The organism is Listeria sp. ILCC797 (assembly GCF_900186185.1).
Lineage (GTDB): Bacteria > Bacillota > Bacilli > Lactobacillales > Listeriaceae > Listeria > Listeria goaensis.
On record NZ_FYBS01000003.1, the window covers coordinates 58839 to 76151 of the forward strand.

Below are 17313 nucleotides of genomic sequence, written 5' to 3' on the forward strand. Positions count from 1 at the left end.
ACTCCTTATTTGGTATCGGTTACATTTTTAGTAAACCGTTTTACTTTTGACTAAAACTATCAGATATTTTCACTATACTTGAGGCTACCAAGTTCTGTCAAATCTTTTTTGTGCTGCCTCGCTCAATCAACTTTAAATCGAGTAAACGATTTTTCATTTTTTCTTCTGGGCAAGCAATTTTTTGCAAGAGAAATTCGGCTGCAATCGCGCCAATTTCATAGATAGGCTGGCGAATGGTTGTAAGTGGCGGCGTCATGAATTCCGAAAGTTCGATATCATCAAAGCCAATGACCGATAAATCCTCTGGAATTTTAATCCCCTTATCAAAAAGAAAGCGATAAAGTCCGACAGCCATTAAATCATTCGTTGCGAACACGCCTGTTACACCGCCTGCAAGCAACTTATCCCCAGCTTTAAATCCGCCGTCCATCGTCTGATCCCCGCTAGCAATCCAGTCTTCTGGTACGGTTATGCCCGCATCTTTCATACACGCCAAATAGCCTTCATAACGCTCAAATACGTTGTAAAATGAGTTGTCCGAAATAATAATCCCGATTTTTTCGTGACCAAGTTCAAGTAAATGTTTGGTCGCCATATAACCGCCCTCATAGTCATCAACAGCAATTCGTCCTTCTTTTTGTTCATTTCGTTGTCGATCGAGTAAAATGTACGGTTTCTTTTTTTCACGCATACGTTCGAATACTTTGGAAGCTAAAATATTTGGGCTGGCAATAATAAGTCCATCTACAGCGCGGTGTAGTAGTTCCTCCACATATCTATCTTCGCGCTCTTTATCATTGGAAGAGTTGCAAAGCATAATCATGTAATCATGTTGATTTAAATAGTCTTCTGCCCCTTTGACCATTTGCGAAAAAAAAGCATCCGTCACTTCTGGTACAACCATGCCAATTGTATTCGTATGATTCGTGACCATATTTTTAGCAAAAAAATTCGGTTTATACGCCATATCTTTTGCTGCTTTTAACACGCGATTTTTAGTTACCTCGCTAAACCTGTCCCCTTTTCCGTTTAAGATTTGCGAAATGGCCGTAATCGAAACACCCGTTTTCTCCGCAATCTCCCGAATCGTTACACTCATGCCGTTCCCCCACTTCCTTCAACGCTCCTCTTCATCATACACTAAAGCGACAATCGTTGCAACGCTAGCAATGTAAACGCATACTATTTTATTTTATAAAAAAGAAGCATGCCCGCATGCTTCCTCAAGTTATCCTAATAATCTGATGTACTCGTGCCGCCAGAAACAATAGCAACTCCCGCACTAGCGCCAATTCGTGTCGCACCTGCTTCAATCATCGCAAGAACATCTTCTTTTGTGCGTATGCCACCAGATGCTTTTACCCCAATATTCGGTCCAACTGTTTTGCGCATTAAAGTAATATCAGCTGCAGTCGCACCGCCTGTTGAAAAGCCTGTTGAAGTTTTTACGAAATCAGCTCCCGCTTTTACAGCTAGCTCACATGCACGCACTTTTTCATCGTCAGTTAATAAACATGTTTCAATAATCACTTTAACGAGTGTCCCATTCGCTGCATCTACAACGGCTTTAATATCAGCAAGAACTGCGTCATCGTTACCGTCTTTTAGTTCGCCAATATTAATAACCATATCTACTTCCGTCGCGCCGTTTTGGATAGCATCTTTCGTTTCAAAAGCTTTTACTTCTGCAGTGTTTGCCCCGAGCGGAAAACCAATAACCGTACAAACATCTACATCCGTTCCTGAAAGTGCTTCGCTTGCTAATTTTACCCATGTTGGATTGACGCAAACAGAAGCAAATTGATACTCTTTCGCTTCACTTGTTAGCTTTAAAATTGCCTCTTTGCTTGTTTCAGGTTTTAAAGCAGTGTGATCAATCATCTTCGCAATGTCCATTATTCAAAACTCCTTCGATACGTGATATCTGTATCTTAACCTAGTTTTCACTGAAATACAACGGAATAAAAAAATCTAGCAAATAAAAATATTTGCTAGATTTTTGGCTTGGTCAAACTGAAAATTATAATTTAGTTACGTTTTCAGCTTGTGGGCCACGTTGGCCTTCAACAACTTCAAATTCAACTTCTTGACCTTCGTCTAAAGTTTTGAATCCGTCGCCTTGGATAGCGCTGAAGTGTACGAATACATCGTCTCCGCCTTCAACTTCGATAAATCCAAAACCTTTTTCACTGTTGAACCATTTTACTTTACCTGTTTGCATATTTCACAAACCTCCAAAAATTTACTAATATGGCCTTTCTCAAAAAAAACAAACTGGTTCGAGCTAAACAACAAACAACCGAGTGCTTTTTTAAAAAAAATTCACATATTATAAAAAGTATTCAAATGACAAGGCGAATACCCTTTATAACATGTGAATAGTTCTCATCATTACTTCATGATCCAACTTGCTTATTTTCTTATCAATATATTTATATTACATCGTTCTACTCTAAAATGCAAGTAAAAAGTAAGGCGTTTACATGATTGAAAATTCCAACCCTTTTATAAAACTTAATAAAAAAAGTGAAGCTTTCAGCATCTTTTCTGAAAAACTTCACTTCAATTTGTTTGCTTATTCTACAACACTTTTATCGTTAAGACGCCATTTTTTTAACATATCATGAAGTGGCTTGCGAACTAAGAAATAAACACCTGTCGAAAGGAAAATCGATGCCATTCCGAATAAGAAACCTCCCAATACGTCTGTCGGGAAATGAACGCCTAAGTAAACACGAGAATACATCACATAGCAAATGATAAATAGTCCTACTACACCTACAACAATTTTCAGCCACATTTGACGCACCGTGAAAATCAAAAATAGTGCTGCTAATCCATAAAACACGCTTGTTGCCGTCGCATGCCCACTTGGGTAACTATAGCCAGTTTCAGAAATCAACCAATTTACTGAATCTGGGCGAGTGCGTTCAACTAAGTTTTTGAACAGTAAATTCAAAACGACTCCGCAAAGTAAAACTGTTCCACCGAACCATAGTCCAACTACAAATTTTCTCAAAATAAATAAGACAATCACGACGATAATCGTCATCACTATGATGTATTCAGCAGAACCAAAATGGGTCAGGAATTCAACCATGTTTGTCGTGCTCGGTTTAATGTTTCCTTCCCTAATGCGTTCAATCCACATTAAATCAAATTTCGCAACCCATCTTTGTTCCGATGCCACACTCATAAGTTCAATCAAAAATAGTAAAAGAGCAAATCCTCCTATGACAAAAAGTGGCAAAGCTTTCTTTCGATTTGTATTCATAAATTCTCTCCTTATTTTGTATCATTTAAAAATTGTTCCACTTCACGAACCATCTTTAGATAATTTTCCTGCTCACCCGTTTCAGAAAAAGCGGTAACTTCAAAACCATTATCACCCAACTCAAAAGTCCCAAAAGCCGTAAATGTCGCATTTCCGATAAGTTGGATGGATTTTTCATCCGCCTTCACACGAACACGTCCACCATCATTATAAACGTCAAGCACCTCATCCAGTTTATCATGGTCGATGAGTTTTTTAATCAGACTAGAGGCCGACATCGCCGTTCCACATGCATTAGTGAAGCCTACTCCTCGCTCATACGTGCGCACAAAAATCTTTTCCGGCGTAAGCTTACGAACAAAACTAACATTGACACCGTCCGGAAAATAGGGATTTTCCCCGTTCAAATAATGCGAGAGCTCCTCCTGCTTACTCGATTCCAAAACGGCCTGACTAGTAAACGTAATCAAGTGCGGATTCGGCACCGCCACCGCAGAAAAAGTCAGTTCGTCATCAAATTCAGGGATTTTTTCATTCAAAAGTTCTTTTTTCTCGTAGTTAAAAGGGAGACTTCCTAAGTCAAACAAAACGGGTGAAATTTCGACTTGATAGGTTGGAATGTCATAGCCGAGCGATTCATTTTTCTGAACCAAAAGATCCGCTTTCATCGTTTCAACTTTCGCCTCGTTTAAGTTTGCCTTCTCAAGCAAATAACGCGCGACCGTCCGAAGACCATTCCCACACATCGAAGCTTCCGAGCCATCCGCGTTAAAAACACGCATTTTCCCAATTGTACCCGCACGCCCAGTACTCACAAATAAAATTCCGTCAGCACCACGTAGTGCATTATCGCGCGCACAAATTAAAAGCGCCAAATTAGTTCGTCTTTCATCAGACCAATTTTCGATGTCATTTAAACGTTCATCGATGATAAAAAAGTCGTTTTGTGAGCCATGAACTTTAATAAACTCTATTTTCATTGCGTCAAAACTCCTCTCACTTTTTTATTAAGGAAAAGGGAGGTCGCTAGTAACGCCCTCCTCTACTCCTTTAATAGTTTTCCGTTACAATTGTCGCACAACGTCCGCAAAGCGTTGGATGAAGCGCATCTACGCCAACATCTTTTTTCACAACGCGGCAACGTTCACATGTTTCGCCTTCTGCTACTGTGATTTCTACGGCAACATGTTCACCTTTTACGGCTTGTTCATTCGCTTTTTCTAAACCAACGACCAGTTCGAAATCCGATACAATAAAGAGCTGCGCAAAGTCACCTTGTAAGGAGTTAAATAGTTGTTCACCTTCTGCATCAACGTAAAGCGTTACTTTCGCTAGCATGGACTTCCCAATTAGTTTCTCATTTCGCGCTTCTTCAAGTGCTTTTTGGACGTCATCACGCACACGGAGGAATGCATCCCATTTTGTTACTAAATCAGCAGTATCTGCGTAATTTTGAACTTCTGGAAGATCTTCTAAGTGAATGCTAGACGATTGTTCCCCGTTTAAATGGTACCACACTTCATCTGATGTATGTGGTAAAATTGGCGCCAGTAGTTTAGCCAGAGAAGAAGCGGCTTCGTAAAAGACTGTTTGCATTGCACGACGATCCGAGCTATTTGCCGCTTCGATGTATACGACATCTTTCGCGAAATCCATGTAGAACTGGCTTAGCATAACCGTACAGAAGTTATTGATTTGATGATAAATCGTCGAGAATTCGAATTTTTCATAGCCATTACGGACATTTTGCGTAAGCTCATTCAGTTTCACAAGCATAAATTGGTCCACTTCACGAAGATCCTGAAAAGCTACTTTATCAGTTTCAGGGTTAAAATCGCTCACGTTTCCAAGTAAGAAACGCATCGTATTACGGATCTTACGATAAACTTCCGACACTTGTTTTAAGATGTCATCACTAATCCGCACATCTGCTTGATAGTCAACGGACGCCACCCAAAGGCGAACAATATCCGCACCAAGCTGATTAATGACTTTACCCGGTAAAATCGTATTTCCAAGCGACTTACTCATTTTCCGACCTTCGCCGTCAAGCGCAAAACCATGGCTAAGTACATTGCGATAAGGCGCAGCACCCGTCATAGCAACCGCCGTAGTTAAGGAAGAGTTAAACCAACCACGATACTGGTCGGAACCTTCCATGTAGAGGTCAGCCGGACGCGAAAGTTCTGGTCGACTCGCTAAAACAGCTTGATGACTTGAACCAGAATCAAACCAAACGTCCATAATATCCGTTTCTTTTGTAAATTCGCCGTTTGGACTTGATGGATGCGTAAAACCTTCAGGCAATAAATCCTTCGCTTCGCGTTCAAACCAAACATTCGAACCATGCTCTCGGAATAAATCGGAGACGTGCTTAATCGTTTCATCCGTGATGATGGGTTCCCCATTTTCACCATAGAAAATTGGAAGCGGAACCCCCCATGCGCGCTGACGCGAAATAACCCAATCGCCGCGGTCACGAACCATATTGTACAGGCGCGTTTCACCCCACGAAGGCGTCCACGTTACATCTTGAACGGCATCTAAAAGTTCACCGCGGAATTTATTAATCGAAGCAAACCATTGCGGAGTTGCTCGGAATATAACCGGCTTTTTCGTACGCCAATCATGCGGATAACTATGCGTAATGAATTCCATTTTAAGAAGCGCGCCCACTTCTTTTAATTTTTCCGTCACCAATTTGTTGGCATCATCATAAAACAGCCCTTCAAATCCGGGTGCCTCATCTGTAAATACCCCGCGCGAATCAAGTGGAGCTAACACCTCAAGCTCATATTTTTGCCCCACAATAAAGTCATCTTCCCCGTGCCCAGGCGCGGTATGAACTGCCCCAGTACCAGCGTCTGCTGTCGCGTGCTCGCCGTTAATAACAAGCGAATCGCGGTCATAGAATGGATGTTTCGCCACAACGCGGTCAAGTTCAACGCCGCGAATTGTTTTTTCAATGGTTACATCCGTCCAATCAAGTTGCTCTTTTAAGGAATCTACAAGTGCTGCTGCAACCACATATTTTTGCCCGCCAGTGTTCACAACCGCGTAGTCTAAATCTGGGTTTACCGTAATCGCCATATTAGCCGGAATCGTCCACGGTGTTGTTGTCCAAATGATAATTTTTGTGTCATTATCTAAGACACCTTTTCCATCTTTAACATCAAAAGCCACATAAATGGAGGCAGATGTTTTATCCTGATATTCGATTTCTGCTTCTGCTAGTGCGGATTCGCTTGAAGGCGACCAGTAGACCGGTTTTTTACCTTTGTAAATATAACCTTTTTTCGCCATATCGCCAAAAACTTTAATTTGCTCTGCTTCATATTCCGGTTTTAGCGTAATGTATGGATTATCAAAATCACCGCTAATCCCAAGGCGTTTAAAGCCTGTGCGCTGAATATCAACTTGCTTATACGCGTACTCTTCACAAAGTTTACGGAACTCTGCAACCGTCATTTCTTTACGTTTAACCCCTTTTTTGGTTAAAGCTTGTTCAATCGGCAAACCATGTGTATCCCAACCAGGTACGTACGGTGAGCGGAATCCGGCCATAGATTTGTATCGCACAATGAAGTCCTTAATCGTTTTATTCATGGCGTGTCCCATGTGAAGTTCCCCGTTCGCATACGGCGGTCCATCATGCAAAATATAAGTCGGACGTCCAGCATTTTTTTCTTGAATTTTATGGTAAAGATTTTCACTCTCCCATTTTGCTTGCCATTCTGGCTCCTTATTTGGTAAATTTCCTCGCATTGGGAAAGCTGTTTTTGGCATTAATAATGTGTCTTTGTATTCCATTTTTATTTGGCTCCTTTAAGATTTGTATATTTTTTGTGAATCAACGCAGGGCTTTGCCCAGCCTTGTATTGGAACTCTAAACGCTGATGCGTTAAGAGTTTTGCGGATCAACGCAGGGCTTCGCCCAGCCTTGTATTGGAACTCTAAACGCTGATGCGTTAAGGTTTTGTGGATCAACGCAGGGCTTCGCCCAGCCTTGTATTGGAACTCTAAACGCTGATGCGTTAAGGTTTTGTGGATCAACGCAGGGCTTCGCCCAGCCTTGTATTGGAACTCTAAACGCTGATGCGTTAAGAGTTTTGCGGATCAACGCAGGGCTTCGCCCAGCCTTGTATTGGAACTCTAAACGCTGAAGCGTTAAGGTTTTGTGGATCAACGCAGGGCTTCGCCCAGCCTTGTATTGGAACTCTAAACGCTGAAGCGTTAAGAGTTCCAACAAAAAATCTCCTCCCTCAAAAAAGGGACGAGATTATCGCGTTACCACCCTTGTTGACAGGAATTTAATTTCTTGCCCACTCGTTCCAATAACGCTTGGCGGCGCTAGTTCTTACTGGATTCGGAACTAGAGATTCCAGAGTGATTTCTATTTTTCGTCCAATTTCAGTCTCACACCGTCACTGAATCGCTTGGATTGGGTTAGAAAAATATACTTGTCTCTTTCAACATCTATTTAGTCAATATTTTCTTCTGAATCGGCATCTTGTACTTCTTTGATGGATTTTAATTCTGTTGCGTCAACATCATATTCCATCATTTGTTGCCAATCGTCACTTTGGATTAAATCCATTTGTGCTTCTACAAGTAGGCGAAGTCTTTCGCGGAAAACTTTGGATTGGCGTTTTAAATCTTCAATTTCAATCGCAATTTTACGTGCTTTTGAAAGAGAGTCAGCTAAAATTCGGTCTGCGTTTTTCTCTGCTTCACGAATGATTAATTTTGCTTCTTTTTCAGCAGATAGTTTCACTTCTTCGGCAGCTGTTTGCGCAACGATAAGTGACTTATTTAAGGTTTCTTCAATGTTTGTAAAATGACCTAAACGCTCTTCGTTGTTGCTAAGCGAATCCTCCATACGTTTCTTTTCTTTAATTACTTGCTCATAATCTTTGATGATTTGATCAAGAAAATCATTGACTTCATCTTCATCGTAACCTCTAAAACCACGGGTAAATTCTTTATTATGTATGTCCAGTGGTGATAATGGCATAGCTAACACCTCCATGCAAATTATAAAAACAGTTTTTAATTTTTTCTTTTAAATAGCTTTTCTGTAAAAATAGCCTAATATAAATTACATTTTACCATAAAGACCTTCGTTTTCATAGTTTTGTGTCAAATTTATTGAACTAGTATGCCTAAACGTCCTAACGCTTCAATAGCTTCATCTAATTGTTCGTCTGTATCTGCTTCAATTGTATGCAAATGAATACCATTAGTTAGCCCTGAAAGCATCATTGCGTTTGTTGCTCCGAGACGCCTAATAAATTTTTCAACATCAAAACGGTTGTTTAAATGTAATGACGCAACGATTTCTCCGTAAATGGGGTGTTCCACAATGACATCAATAATGGATACTCCATAATCAACAAGCGTGTTAAGTTCCTTTTCCGATTCTCGTTTCGTATGTTGACAAGCAATCACTCGCCTTGGCCGACTGCTCTCTGATACGTATAAATAGCCTTGTGGTGTAGAGATAACTGGTGAATTTGTTGCACGAAGAAGAGAAATATCTTGTACAATCACTTGGCGACTGACGTTTGTTCGTTTGGCTAGTTCTGCACCAGAAATTGGCTCGTCTGCTTCCATTAGCCATTTTGAAATCGATTTACGACGTTCCTCACCTAGCATTTTCTTCATTGGCACACCTCTTTAATTTTTATTTCAAAAAACCGATATCCATGCGAATTTTATCTTTTCTTGTTCGTCCATGTATATACAAAAGTTTAATTCGACCGTATCCGCGGACGGATAAGATGTCTGCTTCCTCACAATCAAAATCTGGATTCTCCACAACTTTCCAATTCACTTTAACAAGTCCTGCTTGAATCATTTGTTTGGCTTTTTGCCGTGATAAATGTAGGGCATTAGCTACCACACTATCTAAACGAAGACTTGGAGCTGTAATCATTGTTTCTTCCCAGACTGGTTCAATTTGTAACGCCGCATCAAGCGGTAGCTTTTCAAGCGTAATATTGACTTTCCCGATTTTATCAAGTTGACTTGAAACATAATTTTCCATTTCTGAATCTACAAAAAATTGCCATTCCTCTTCTAAATTGACTATGTCACCAAAAATCTCCCTTTTTATTCCGAGTGACATAAGTGTTCCTAAAATCTTTTGATGCGAAAGCGTCGTGAATTTTACTGGGTAGCGAATATGGAAAAGCGCGATGTTAAAATCATCTATTGTTGGTGTGTAATAATCTGGATAGATGAGTGCTCTTTTCCGTTCTGTAACAGGCGTTCCGCCGAAAAACTTCACTTCAATATTTTCATAACTGCCCACTATCGTTTGTACGATAAAACGTTGTCGTGGATCTAAAAAATCGGTTAGTTTCGGCGTATATTCATCTGTTACTTGCATCGTAATTTCTAATATTTGGTCAATAAAAGCATGTTCTTCCCCGCGAAAATGTTGATAAATCCCTTCCATTCGTACTCTCTCCTCTTTTTTAAACGCATATACATTTCATTATACCATGGATTTATAACGAACAAAAAAAGCCATGCCTAAGCATAGCTTTAAAATAACAATGGTAATACATATTTATAAATTAAATTTGTTAACACCGACATTGCAAATTGGAATGCAATAAAGGCAACAAGTGATGAGATGTCAAAAATACCAATTGGCGGTATAATCCTTCTAAACGGTTCTAAGATTGGTTCAAAGATTTTTCCTAGAAAACGTCCGATTTTAGATTCACGCGCTCCTGGGAACCAGCTCATCAAAAAGTAAACAAACATTAAAGTTGGCAAATAGCGAATGATAAACAAGATTACTTGCACAACTTGATATAAAAACAGTTCCAAAAAGAGTCCACCTCTCTAGTTACTTACATGAAGTCTTGTTCTTCTAACATTTCGGAAATAGATCCATCTACGTCCACATTTTCAGGTGTACATAAGAAAATATTATTTCCAATGCGCTGAATATCTCCGCCAAGAGCATATACAGTCCCACTTAAAAAGTCTACAATCCGAATCGCCTGATCGTGGCTAATTCGTTGTAAGTTTACAACTAGTGTTTTATATTCTTTTAAGTAATCCGAAAGTTCTTGTGCTTCTGCATAAACACGAGGTTCAGCTAACACTACTTGACTAGAAAATTGCGCGCCTTGCATACTTACCACCTTGTTGTTTTCAGATTCTTCCACTGCTCGGAATTTATTCTTAGCTGCTTTTTTTTGTACCATTGGTTCAGGCTCCTGTACTTTTTTTGATGTTGGTTCTTCGTAGTATTCTTCTCCATCTTCATCTAAAAAGAAAAAAGATTTAAATTTGTTTGAAAGTCCCATGATTTTTTGCACCTCCGTAATTAGTCGTTCACCAAAGCTCTACCTACTCGAATATGTGTAGCACCTTCTTCTATCGCAATCATGTAGTCATTCGTCATTCCCATCGATAGTTCCTTACATGGTACACGGTTTAAACCGAGCTTTTGAATGTCTAGTTGCAACTGCTTTAATTCGTGAAATACTTGATGTAACTCACTCACATCTTCCGTAAGTGGTGCCATAGTCATTAAACCAATAATTTCAATATTCTTAAAATCCGTCTCTTTCAAGAAACGAACAGCTGCTTCCCTAGTAAAGCCATGTTTTGCTTCTTCACCAGAAATATTAATTTGCAAGAAGCAAGGTGATGATTTTGTTGTACGTTTTTCAATTTCTTTTGCTAAACTAGGGCGGTCTACAGAATGAATGATGTCCACTTTATCCACTATGTCACGCACTTTTCGCGTTTGCAAGGAACCGATGAAATGCCAGACAATATCGGGCAAATCCTGTAAGGCTTCAAATTTTTCTAAAAAAACGTCCGCCCGGTTTTCACCAAAATTCCGTAAACCTAACTCGTATAGCTCTCGTATTCCAGCCACATCGATTGTTTTCGTGACTGCCACCAGATGGACATCATTAGTACGTCCAACTTTTTGGCAGGCTGCTTCAATATTTGATTCAATGTGACTAAGATTGTCTTTTTTCGTCATGATTACCTACACCTTTTTATGTGGATTCCCACTTTATCCGCGGTTTAAACGAAATTAGCTTCTGCGATTTCGATTGCGAATGAAGGCTGGCACATCAACATCGCCGTTATTCGTTTCCACAGCTTGTTTAGGTTCCGCAACTTGCGGTTCCTCATGCTTCACTTCTTGTGTTTCATTGGCTGCATAGTTTGGACGATTTACTTGAATTTGTTGCCCGGCAGCTGGACGACGGTTTTTCATCTCCGCTTGTTTCGCTTCATCAAACCCTGTCGCAATTACAGTCACAATAAGTTCATCTTTTAATTCATCATTGATGACTGAACCAAAAATCATATTGACTTCTGGATCAGATGCGCTTGATACAATTTCAGCTGCTTCTTGAACTTCATACAAGCTTAAGTTTGAGCCACCTGTGATATTCATTAGCACACCTTTTGCTCCATCAATTGATGTTTCAAGAAGTGGAGATGAAATTGCTTTTTTAGCGGCGTCTGCGGCACGATTTTCACCTGTCGCGATACCAATTCCCATGAGGGCAGATCCGCGGTTTGTCATGATGGTTTTTACGTCAGCGAAGTCTAAATTGATTAGCCCTGGGACAGCAATTAAATCCGAAATACCTTGAACGCCTTGTCGTAAAACATTATCAGCTTCACGGAAAGCTTCAAGCATTGGGGTGTTTTTATCTACAATCTGCAAGAGGCGATCATTTGGGATAACGATAAGTGTGTCTACCGCTTCTTTCATCGCTTCAGTTCCAGCTACAGCTTGCTTCGAACGTTTTGGTCCTTCAAAGCCAAACGGACGAGTCACAACACCGACAGTAAGAGCGCCCATTTCTTTTGCAATTTGTGCAATAACAGGGGCTGCTCCTGTTCCTGTCCCGCCGCCCATTCCAGCAGTGACGAAAACCATATCCGAGCCTTTTAATGCTTCTTCAATCATTTCGCGACTTTCTTCCGCAGCTTTTTTCCCGATGTCAGGAACAGCTCCGGCTCCTAGTCCACGCGTTAGCTTTGTGCCAATTTGTAATTTAATTTCTGATTTTGCTAAGTTAAGCGCTTGAGCGTCAGTATTCACAGCAATAAATTCAACACCTTGAACACCGTGTTCAATCATGCGGTTAACAGCGTTATTTCCGCCACCACCGACACCAATGACTTTAATCGTCGCCAAGCTCTCAGAATTTGTATCAAACTCTAACATATTTTTGCCTCCTAGTTTCACGATTTCCGATATATTTTATTCGAAAAAGGCTCCAAAAAAGTTTTTCATTTTCGTTGTTACCTTTTCATCTTCTGTTTTCTTTCGCTTCGGCTGTTTCGTAGCTCTTGCTTGCGTTTTTTCCTCTACTTGCTCCTCTGTATCGCTGCTTAAATCTCGGCCATCAAACTCAGCTAAGTTATAAGCATACTGGATTAAACCGACCGCTGTCGTATAAGCAGGATCGCGTACACCGATATAATCTGGCATCGCGAGTCTAACGTGCCCACCTAGTGTTTTAGCCGCTAGTTCGAGGGAGCCAGGTATGCCAGAGCCGCCGCCAGTTAAGACAAATCCGCCCGGCAATTGGGTGAAACCAGCTTGTTTTAAGCCGTCTAGTGCGAGTAGGAAAATTTCTTCCATGCGAGCCTCGATGATGTCGGCGATTTCAACTTGCGTGAAATGTTGCTTCTGGTCAGAACCAATCACATCAATCGCAAAAATTTCGTCCGCTGAAGCTTCGTCATAAAAAGCGTAACCGTGCTCTAATTTAACCTTCTCCGCATTTGTCGTAGAAGTATTTAGACCAAGAGAAAGGTCTTTTGTGACATTATCTCCGCCAACTGGAATGACAAACGTATAAACTAATTTGCCATGTTCAAAGACGCTGACAGTCGTTGTGCCGGCACCGACATTAATTAATGTTGTGCCAAACTCCAAATCGTCTTCCGATAATGAAATTGCTGCTTCTGCTAAAGGTTGCAAGACGATTTCTGTAATTTCAAGTCCTGCTCGCTCCACACATCTCAGTGTATTATGTAAAATTGTTTTTGAGCCTGTTACAAGTGTTCCTTCCATTTCAAGTCGAACACCACTCATGCCGCGGGGATCTGTAATGCCATCAAAACCATCTACAACGAATTGTTCTGGAATTAAGCTAATGATTTCTCTTTCAGCAGTAAGCGGTATCACTTGCGCTGCATCCATCACATTCCATACGTCTTCAACAGTAATTTCAGGCTTGTCACTGCTTACAGCAACAATGCCACGCGCTTCTAAAAGCGCTACTTGACTCGCGACAATGCCAACAATGACTTGCGAAATTTCAACGCCAACCATGCGTTCAGCTTGACTAATTGCTTTTTTTATAGATTCAACGGCTTTATCGATATCAATAATAATACCTTTTTTAATTCCCTGTGCAGGAACATCTCCAACACCAATAATGTTAAGACGTTCGTTTGCCATTTCGGCAATAATGACCTTGATTTTGGATGAACCAATGTCAAGGCTCACATAAATTTCACTTTCTCCCATTTATCGGCACCTCCTTTTATTCATTCATATATTTTCCCAAAACGGGGTTGTTTTCTCTATCCTGTTTTCTATTGTTAGCTTCGAGTTCACTTATTTACAGTCTACACTAACAAAACATGTAATTAAAGCACAAAGAACAATTTTTGACTATTTTTTTGAATTTATTTTTTCAAAACTCAAAAAACGCGAACAAACGCTCGTAATCAAGCCTTAATTCTAATCTTTTTTCTGTTCTTCTGACTTTTTCGCTTCATTTTGTTTATAGTAACTTTCAAAATAGGCGCCTACTTCTAAATTAATGACACCTTTTTGTCCTTCTTGAAGCTGGGCTACAATAGACGGATAATAACTCATTTTTTCTGCAAAAGTAGGGATTGTTGCGGAAACTTGATTGCCATCATTCATGTAAAGCACAATATGTTCGGCATCGCTTTTTTTAGGGTCTAAATGGACTTCTGAAATGGCTCGTATGACTTCTTCTGGCAATTGATTCATTTGCTCGACCATGTCTTTTAGTACCGTTCCATTTTTAAAGCCGACATATAAAGCGCGGTTTCCAATTGGAAATTTTTGGGCATTATCATTTAGAATTTTGCCATTTTCTAAAATATCGTAGTACATGCCGTCTTTTTCCATATAGCCTACCGTTTTATATTCGGTAATTTTTAATTTTAAGTTGCGCAGTCCATCTTTTTCAACAACTGCCTTTTTAATGAGTTCTTGCTTCTCAAGTTGCTTTTCCACTTTGCTATTGTTAACAGCAATCACAAAATCGCTTGAGTCAACGCCACTTGCTTGTCTGATTTCATTCTCGGTCAATTGGCGATTTCCTGAAACATAGATTTGATCAACCTTGCTGAAAGGGGATAGAAAATAAAGGGTAATCAGGATTAAAACGGCAAAGAAGCCTACCAATATAGCGAGATGACGAATAAGTTTCTTCTTGCGATAACGTTTTAGTTCAGGAATTTTATTTTCGATTGAGATAATTTTTTTGTTGTCCGTCATATTCGCATCTCCTTTCTATTGTTTTCATCCCTTTTTTATTTAATTAGTTGCACAACCACATCAACAAGACGTTCTGCTGCGTCAGGTACTCCGAGCTCTTTAGCGGCGTAAGCCATTTTGTTTAACTTGGTTTCATCTACCATAATCGCATCGACTTTTTCCATTAAATTAGCTTGGGTTAATTCTTCTTGCGTAATGACGATACTGGCGCCATTTCTTTCTAAAGAACGAGCGTTATTCTCTTGGTGATTCGCCGTCACGTAAGGGCTCGGGATTAGAATACTTGGCAGGCCTAATGCTGTCAGCTCGGCAAGCGTCGTCGCGCCGGCTCTTGAGATGACGAGATTCACAGAGTTTAAAACAGCGGGCATATCATAGATAAAGGGTTGCACGCTAATGGTATTTGGTAAATCCATTGCGGCTAGCTTATCTTTTATTTTTTCGTAGTGCACTTCACCAGTCACATAAAGGAGCTGGTAATCTTTTTCACACCACGCGGGTAAAATTTGCTCGACTGCCTCATTAATTGCTTTCGCTCCCCTACTTCCGCCAAATGCAAGCACAGTTTGTTTGGCAGAATCTAAGCCGTATGCCGAAAGAACAGCGGCATCTTCTGTGCGGATGACTTCTGAGGCGCGCGGATTTCCGGTGAAAACAATTTTTTCAGAAGCAAAAGAATCGCTCACTTCTTCAAAACAGATTGCCACTTTATCCGCATACCGACTTAAAAACTTATTCGTCAGACCCGCGACACTATTTTGCTCATGTATGACAGTTGGAATGCCTAACTTTGCTGCCGCATACACGACAGGTCCGCAAACATAACCACCCGTACCAATTACACAATCTGGTTTAAAATCACGCAAAATTTCCTTTGAGCGCGTAACGCCCTTTAGAAAGCGTGTTATCGTTTTGATATTTTCAAAAGAAAGCGAGCGTTTAAAACCAGTGATTTCAATAGCTTCAAACGGAATGTCTGCATGCTTCACAATATCAGATTCCAGCCCCTTTTCTGTACCAATGTATAGAAATTCGGCGTCTGGATATTCTTTTTTACATTCTCTTAGGAAAGCAAGCGCCGGATAAACATGGCCACCCGTACCGCCTCCGCTTAATACGATTCTCATTGTTCCACCTCATCTGTCAATTCTTGAATAGCATTCATATAGGCGTTGCCACGCACTTCAAACGTGCGGTACTGGTCCCAACTTGCACAGGCTGGCGAAAGCAAAATGACGTCGCCGGGTCTTGAAACCTTGAAGGCAACTGGAACGGCGTCCTCAACATTTTTCACGTAGTGGACATCAATCTCGACTTCTTTTGCAATGCGTGCCATTTTATTTGCTGTTTCGCCAAAGACAACAACGGCTTTAACATTTCTTAAAAATGGTTTTAATTCATCAAATTCATTGCCGCGATCAAGTCCGCCGGCAAGCAATATCACAGGCTGTTTAAACCCTTTAAGCGCGCTTTGAGTTGCAAGAATGTTCGTTGCTTTTGAATCATTATAAAATTTTCTGCCGAGTAGCTCAGTGACAAACTGCGTCCGGTGCTCCACACCTTTAAAGGTTTCAAGCACATGCATGAGGGCTTCATTCTGTACGCCAATCGTCTTCGCTACCGCAATAGAAGCGAGAATATTTTCCAAATTATGTTCGCCCGGAAGTAAAATATCATCGCGTTTCCCAATTTCTTCCTCGCCAAACATCAACATGCCGTTCTGCACATAAGCCCCTTCTGAAAGCCTTTGGGTGGTTGAAAACGGGATGATCTTAGCCGCCGTTTTTTTCGTCAAGTGGATAAGTTCTTCCTGGTCCCAATTGATGACTAAATAATCATCTGCGGTTTGATTTTTTTGGATTTTCCACTTGGCAGCCACATATTCCTCACGCGTATGATGATAATCAAGATGGGCTTCATAAATGTTTGTAATCACTGAAATTTGCGGACGGAATGTATCAATTCCCATCAATTGGAAAGAGGAAAGTTCCATCGTAATGTATTGGTCACTTGTTGCTTTTTCTGCCACTTCTGACGCGGGGAAACCGATATTCCCTGCAAGAAGCGACTTGTTTTTTTCCATTTCATTTAACATGTGATGAATAATGGTCGTTGTCGTTGTTTTACCATTCGTTCCCGTAATGCCAATGATAGGCGCATCTGAAATTTGGTAAGCAAGTTCAACTTCTGTTAAGATAGGCAATTTCAAGCGTTCTGCTTTTGCAATCATCGGGTTATTATATGGAATGCCTGGATTTTTCACAACCAGTTCAAAGCCTTCATCAAGTAATTCTGTTGGGTGGCTGCCGCAAATGACTTTGATTCCTTGTTCAAGTAAACCTTGTGCTTCTGGGTTCTCACTAAAAGGTAGTTTGTCGTTGACTGTTACGAATGCGCCCAATTTATGAAGTAAACTTGCTGCACTAACACCACTTCTGGCTAAACCAAGCACAAGTACTTTTTTGTGATGGTATTGACTAATATTTTTCATAAA

At 40.5% G+C, this 17313-nt stretch carries 17 protein-coding genes and 1 other annotated feature; all 17 genes read right to left on the reverse strand.

Annotation, left to right across the window (positions count from 1 at the left end):
* Positions 1-97: 97 nt before the first annotated feature.
* The 17 genes from BN1609_RS04120 to murD all read right to left on the reverse strand — a co-directional run bounded on the left by BN1609_RS04120 (position 98) and on the right by murD (position 17310).
* Positions 98-1099, reverse strand: a complete 1002-nt coding sequence (locus tag BN1609_RS04120; protein WP_088809589.1) for a LacI family DNA-binding transcriptional regulator — start codon at positions 1097-1099, stop codon at positions 98-100.
* Between the two features lie 134 nt (positions 1100-1233).
* Positions 1234-1896: a deoxyribose-phosphate aldolase gene (gene deoC / locus BN1609_RS04125; protein WP_088809588.1), complete on the reverse strand. Its 663-nt coding sequence runs from the start codon at positions 1894-1896 to the stop codon at positions 1234-1236.
* Positions 1897-2020: 124 nt separating this feature from the next.
* Positions 2021-2221: a cold-shock protein CspD gene (cspD, locus tag BN1609_RS04130; RefSeq protein ID WP_007472424.1), complete on the reverse strand. Its 201-nt coding sequence runs from the start codon at positions 2219-2221 to the stop codon at positions 2021-2023.
* A 354-nt stretch (positions 2222-2575) separates the two neighbouring features.
* The gene (locus BN1609_RS04135) at positions 2576-3274 is read right to left on the reverse strand and encodes a phosphatase PAP2 family protein (protein WP_088809587.1); all 699 of its coding nucleotides are present in this window, start codon (positions 3272-3274) and stop codon (positions 2576-2578) included.
* 11 nt (positions 3275-3285) lie between these two features.
* Entirely contained in the window at positions 3286-4254 is a 969-nt protein-coding gene (gene dapF, locus BN1609_RS04140; RefSeq protein WP_088840538.1) for a diaminopimelate epimerase, read from the reverse strand.
* Between the two features lie 70 nt (positions 4255-4324).
* Entirely contained in the window at positions 4325-7084 is a 2760-nt protein-coding gene (ileS, locus tag BN1609_RS04145) for an isoleucine--tRNA ligase (RefSeq protein WP_088816123.1), read from the reverse strand.
* Between the two features lie 456 nt (positions 7085-7540).
* Positions 7541-7756: a binding site (T-box leader), on the reverse strand.
* Positions 7755-8288 carry a DivIVA domain-containing protein gene (locus BN1609_RS04155; protein WP_088809583.1) on the reverse strand — a complete coding sequence of 178 codons (534 nt, stop codon included), beginning with the start codon at positions 8286-8288 and terminating at the stop codon, positions 7755-7757. Its footprint overlaps the feature before it by 2 nt.
* A 131-nt stretch (positions 8289-8419) precedes the next feature.
* Positions 8420-8938 (reverse strand): transcription repressor NadR, encoded by a 519-nt coding sequence (locus BN1609_RS04160; protein ID WP_088809582.1) that lies wholly within the window; start codon positions 8936-8938, stop codon positions 8420-8422.
* Between the two features lie 19 nt (positions 8939-8957).
* Entirely contained in the window at positions 8958-9734 is a 777-nt protein-coding gene (locus BN1609_RS04165) for an RNA-binding protein (protein WP_088840540.1), read from the reverse strand.
* A gap of 89 nt (positions 9735-9823) precedes the next feature.
* Entirely contained in the window at positions 9824-10114 is a 291-nt protein-coding gene (locus BN1609_RS04170) for a YggT family protein (RefSeq protein ID WP_088809580.1), read from the reverse strand.
* Positions 10115-10137: 23 nt separating this feature from the next.
* Complete coding sequence (locus BN1609_RS04175) at positions 10138-10599, reverse strand: cell division protein SepF (RefSeq protein ID WP_088809579.1); 462 nt, start codon at positions 10597-10599, stop codon at positions 10138-10140.
* 20 nt (positions 10600-10619) lie between these two features.
* Positions 10620-11291 (reverse strand): YggS family pyridoxal phosphate-dependent enzyme, encoded by a 672-nt coding sequence (locus BN1609_RS04180; RefSeq protein WP_088809578.1) that lies wholly within the window; start codon positions 11289-11291, stop codon positions 10620-10622.
* Positions 11292-11345: 54 nt separating this feature from the next.
* Positions 11346-12497, reverse strand: coding sequence for a cell division protein FtsZ (gene ftsZ, locus BN1609_RS04185; protein ID WP_088809577.1), 1152 nt, complete (start codon positions 12495-12497; stop codon positions 11346-11348).
* A gap of 36 nt (positions 12498-12533) precedes the next feature.
* On the reverse strand, positions 12534-13811 hold the full coding sequence (gene ftsA / locus BN1609_RS04190) for a cell division protein FtsA (protein WP_088809576.1): 1278 nt from the start codon (positions 13809-13811) through the stop codon (positions 12534-12536).
* 216 nt (positions 13812-14027) lie between these two features.
* Entirely contained in the window at positions 14028-14819 is a 792-nt protein-coding gene (locus BN1609_RS04195; RefSeq protein WP_088809575.1) for a cell division protein FtsQ/DivIB, read from the reverse strand.
* Positions 14820-14854: 35 nt separating this feature from the next.
* Complete coding sequence (gene murG / locus BN1609_RS04200) at positions 14855-15946, reverse strand: undecaprenyldiphospho-muramoylpentapeptide beta-N-acetylglucosaminyltransferase (RefSeq protein WP_088809574.1); 1092 nt, start codon at positions 15944-15946, stop codon at positions 14855-14857.
* The gene (gene murD / locus BN1609_RS04205) at positions 15943-17310 is read right to left on the reverse strand and encodes a UDP-N-acetylmuramoyl-L-alanine--D-glutamate ligase (protein ID WP_088816125.1); all 1368 of its coding nucleotides are present in this window, start codon (positions 17308-17310) and stop codon (positions 15943-15945) included. The genes murG and murD overlap by 4 nt, the downstream gene beginning before the upstream one ends.
* Between the last annotated feature and the right edge of the window lie 3 nt (positions 17311-17313).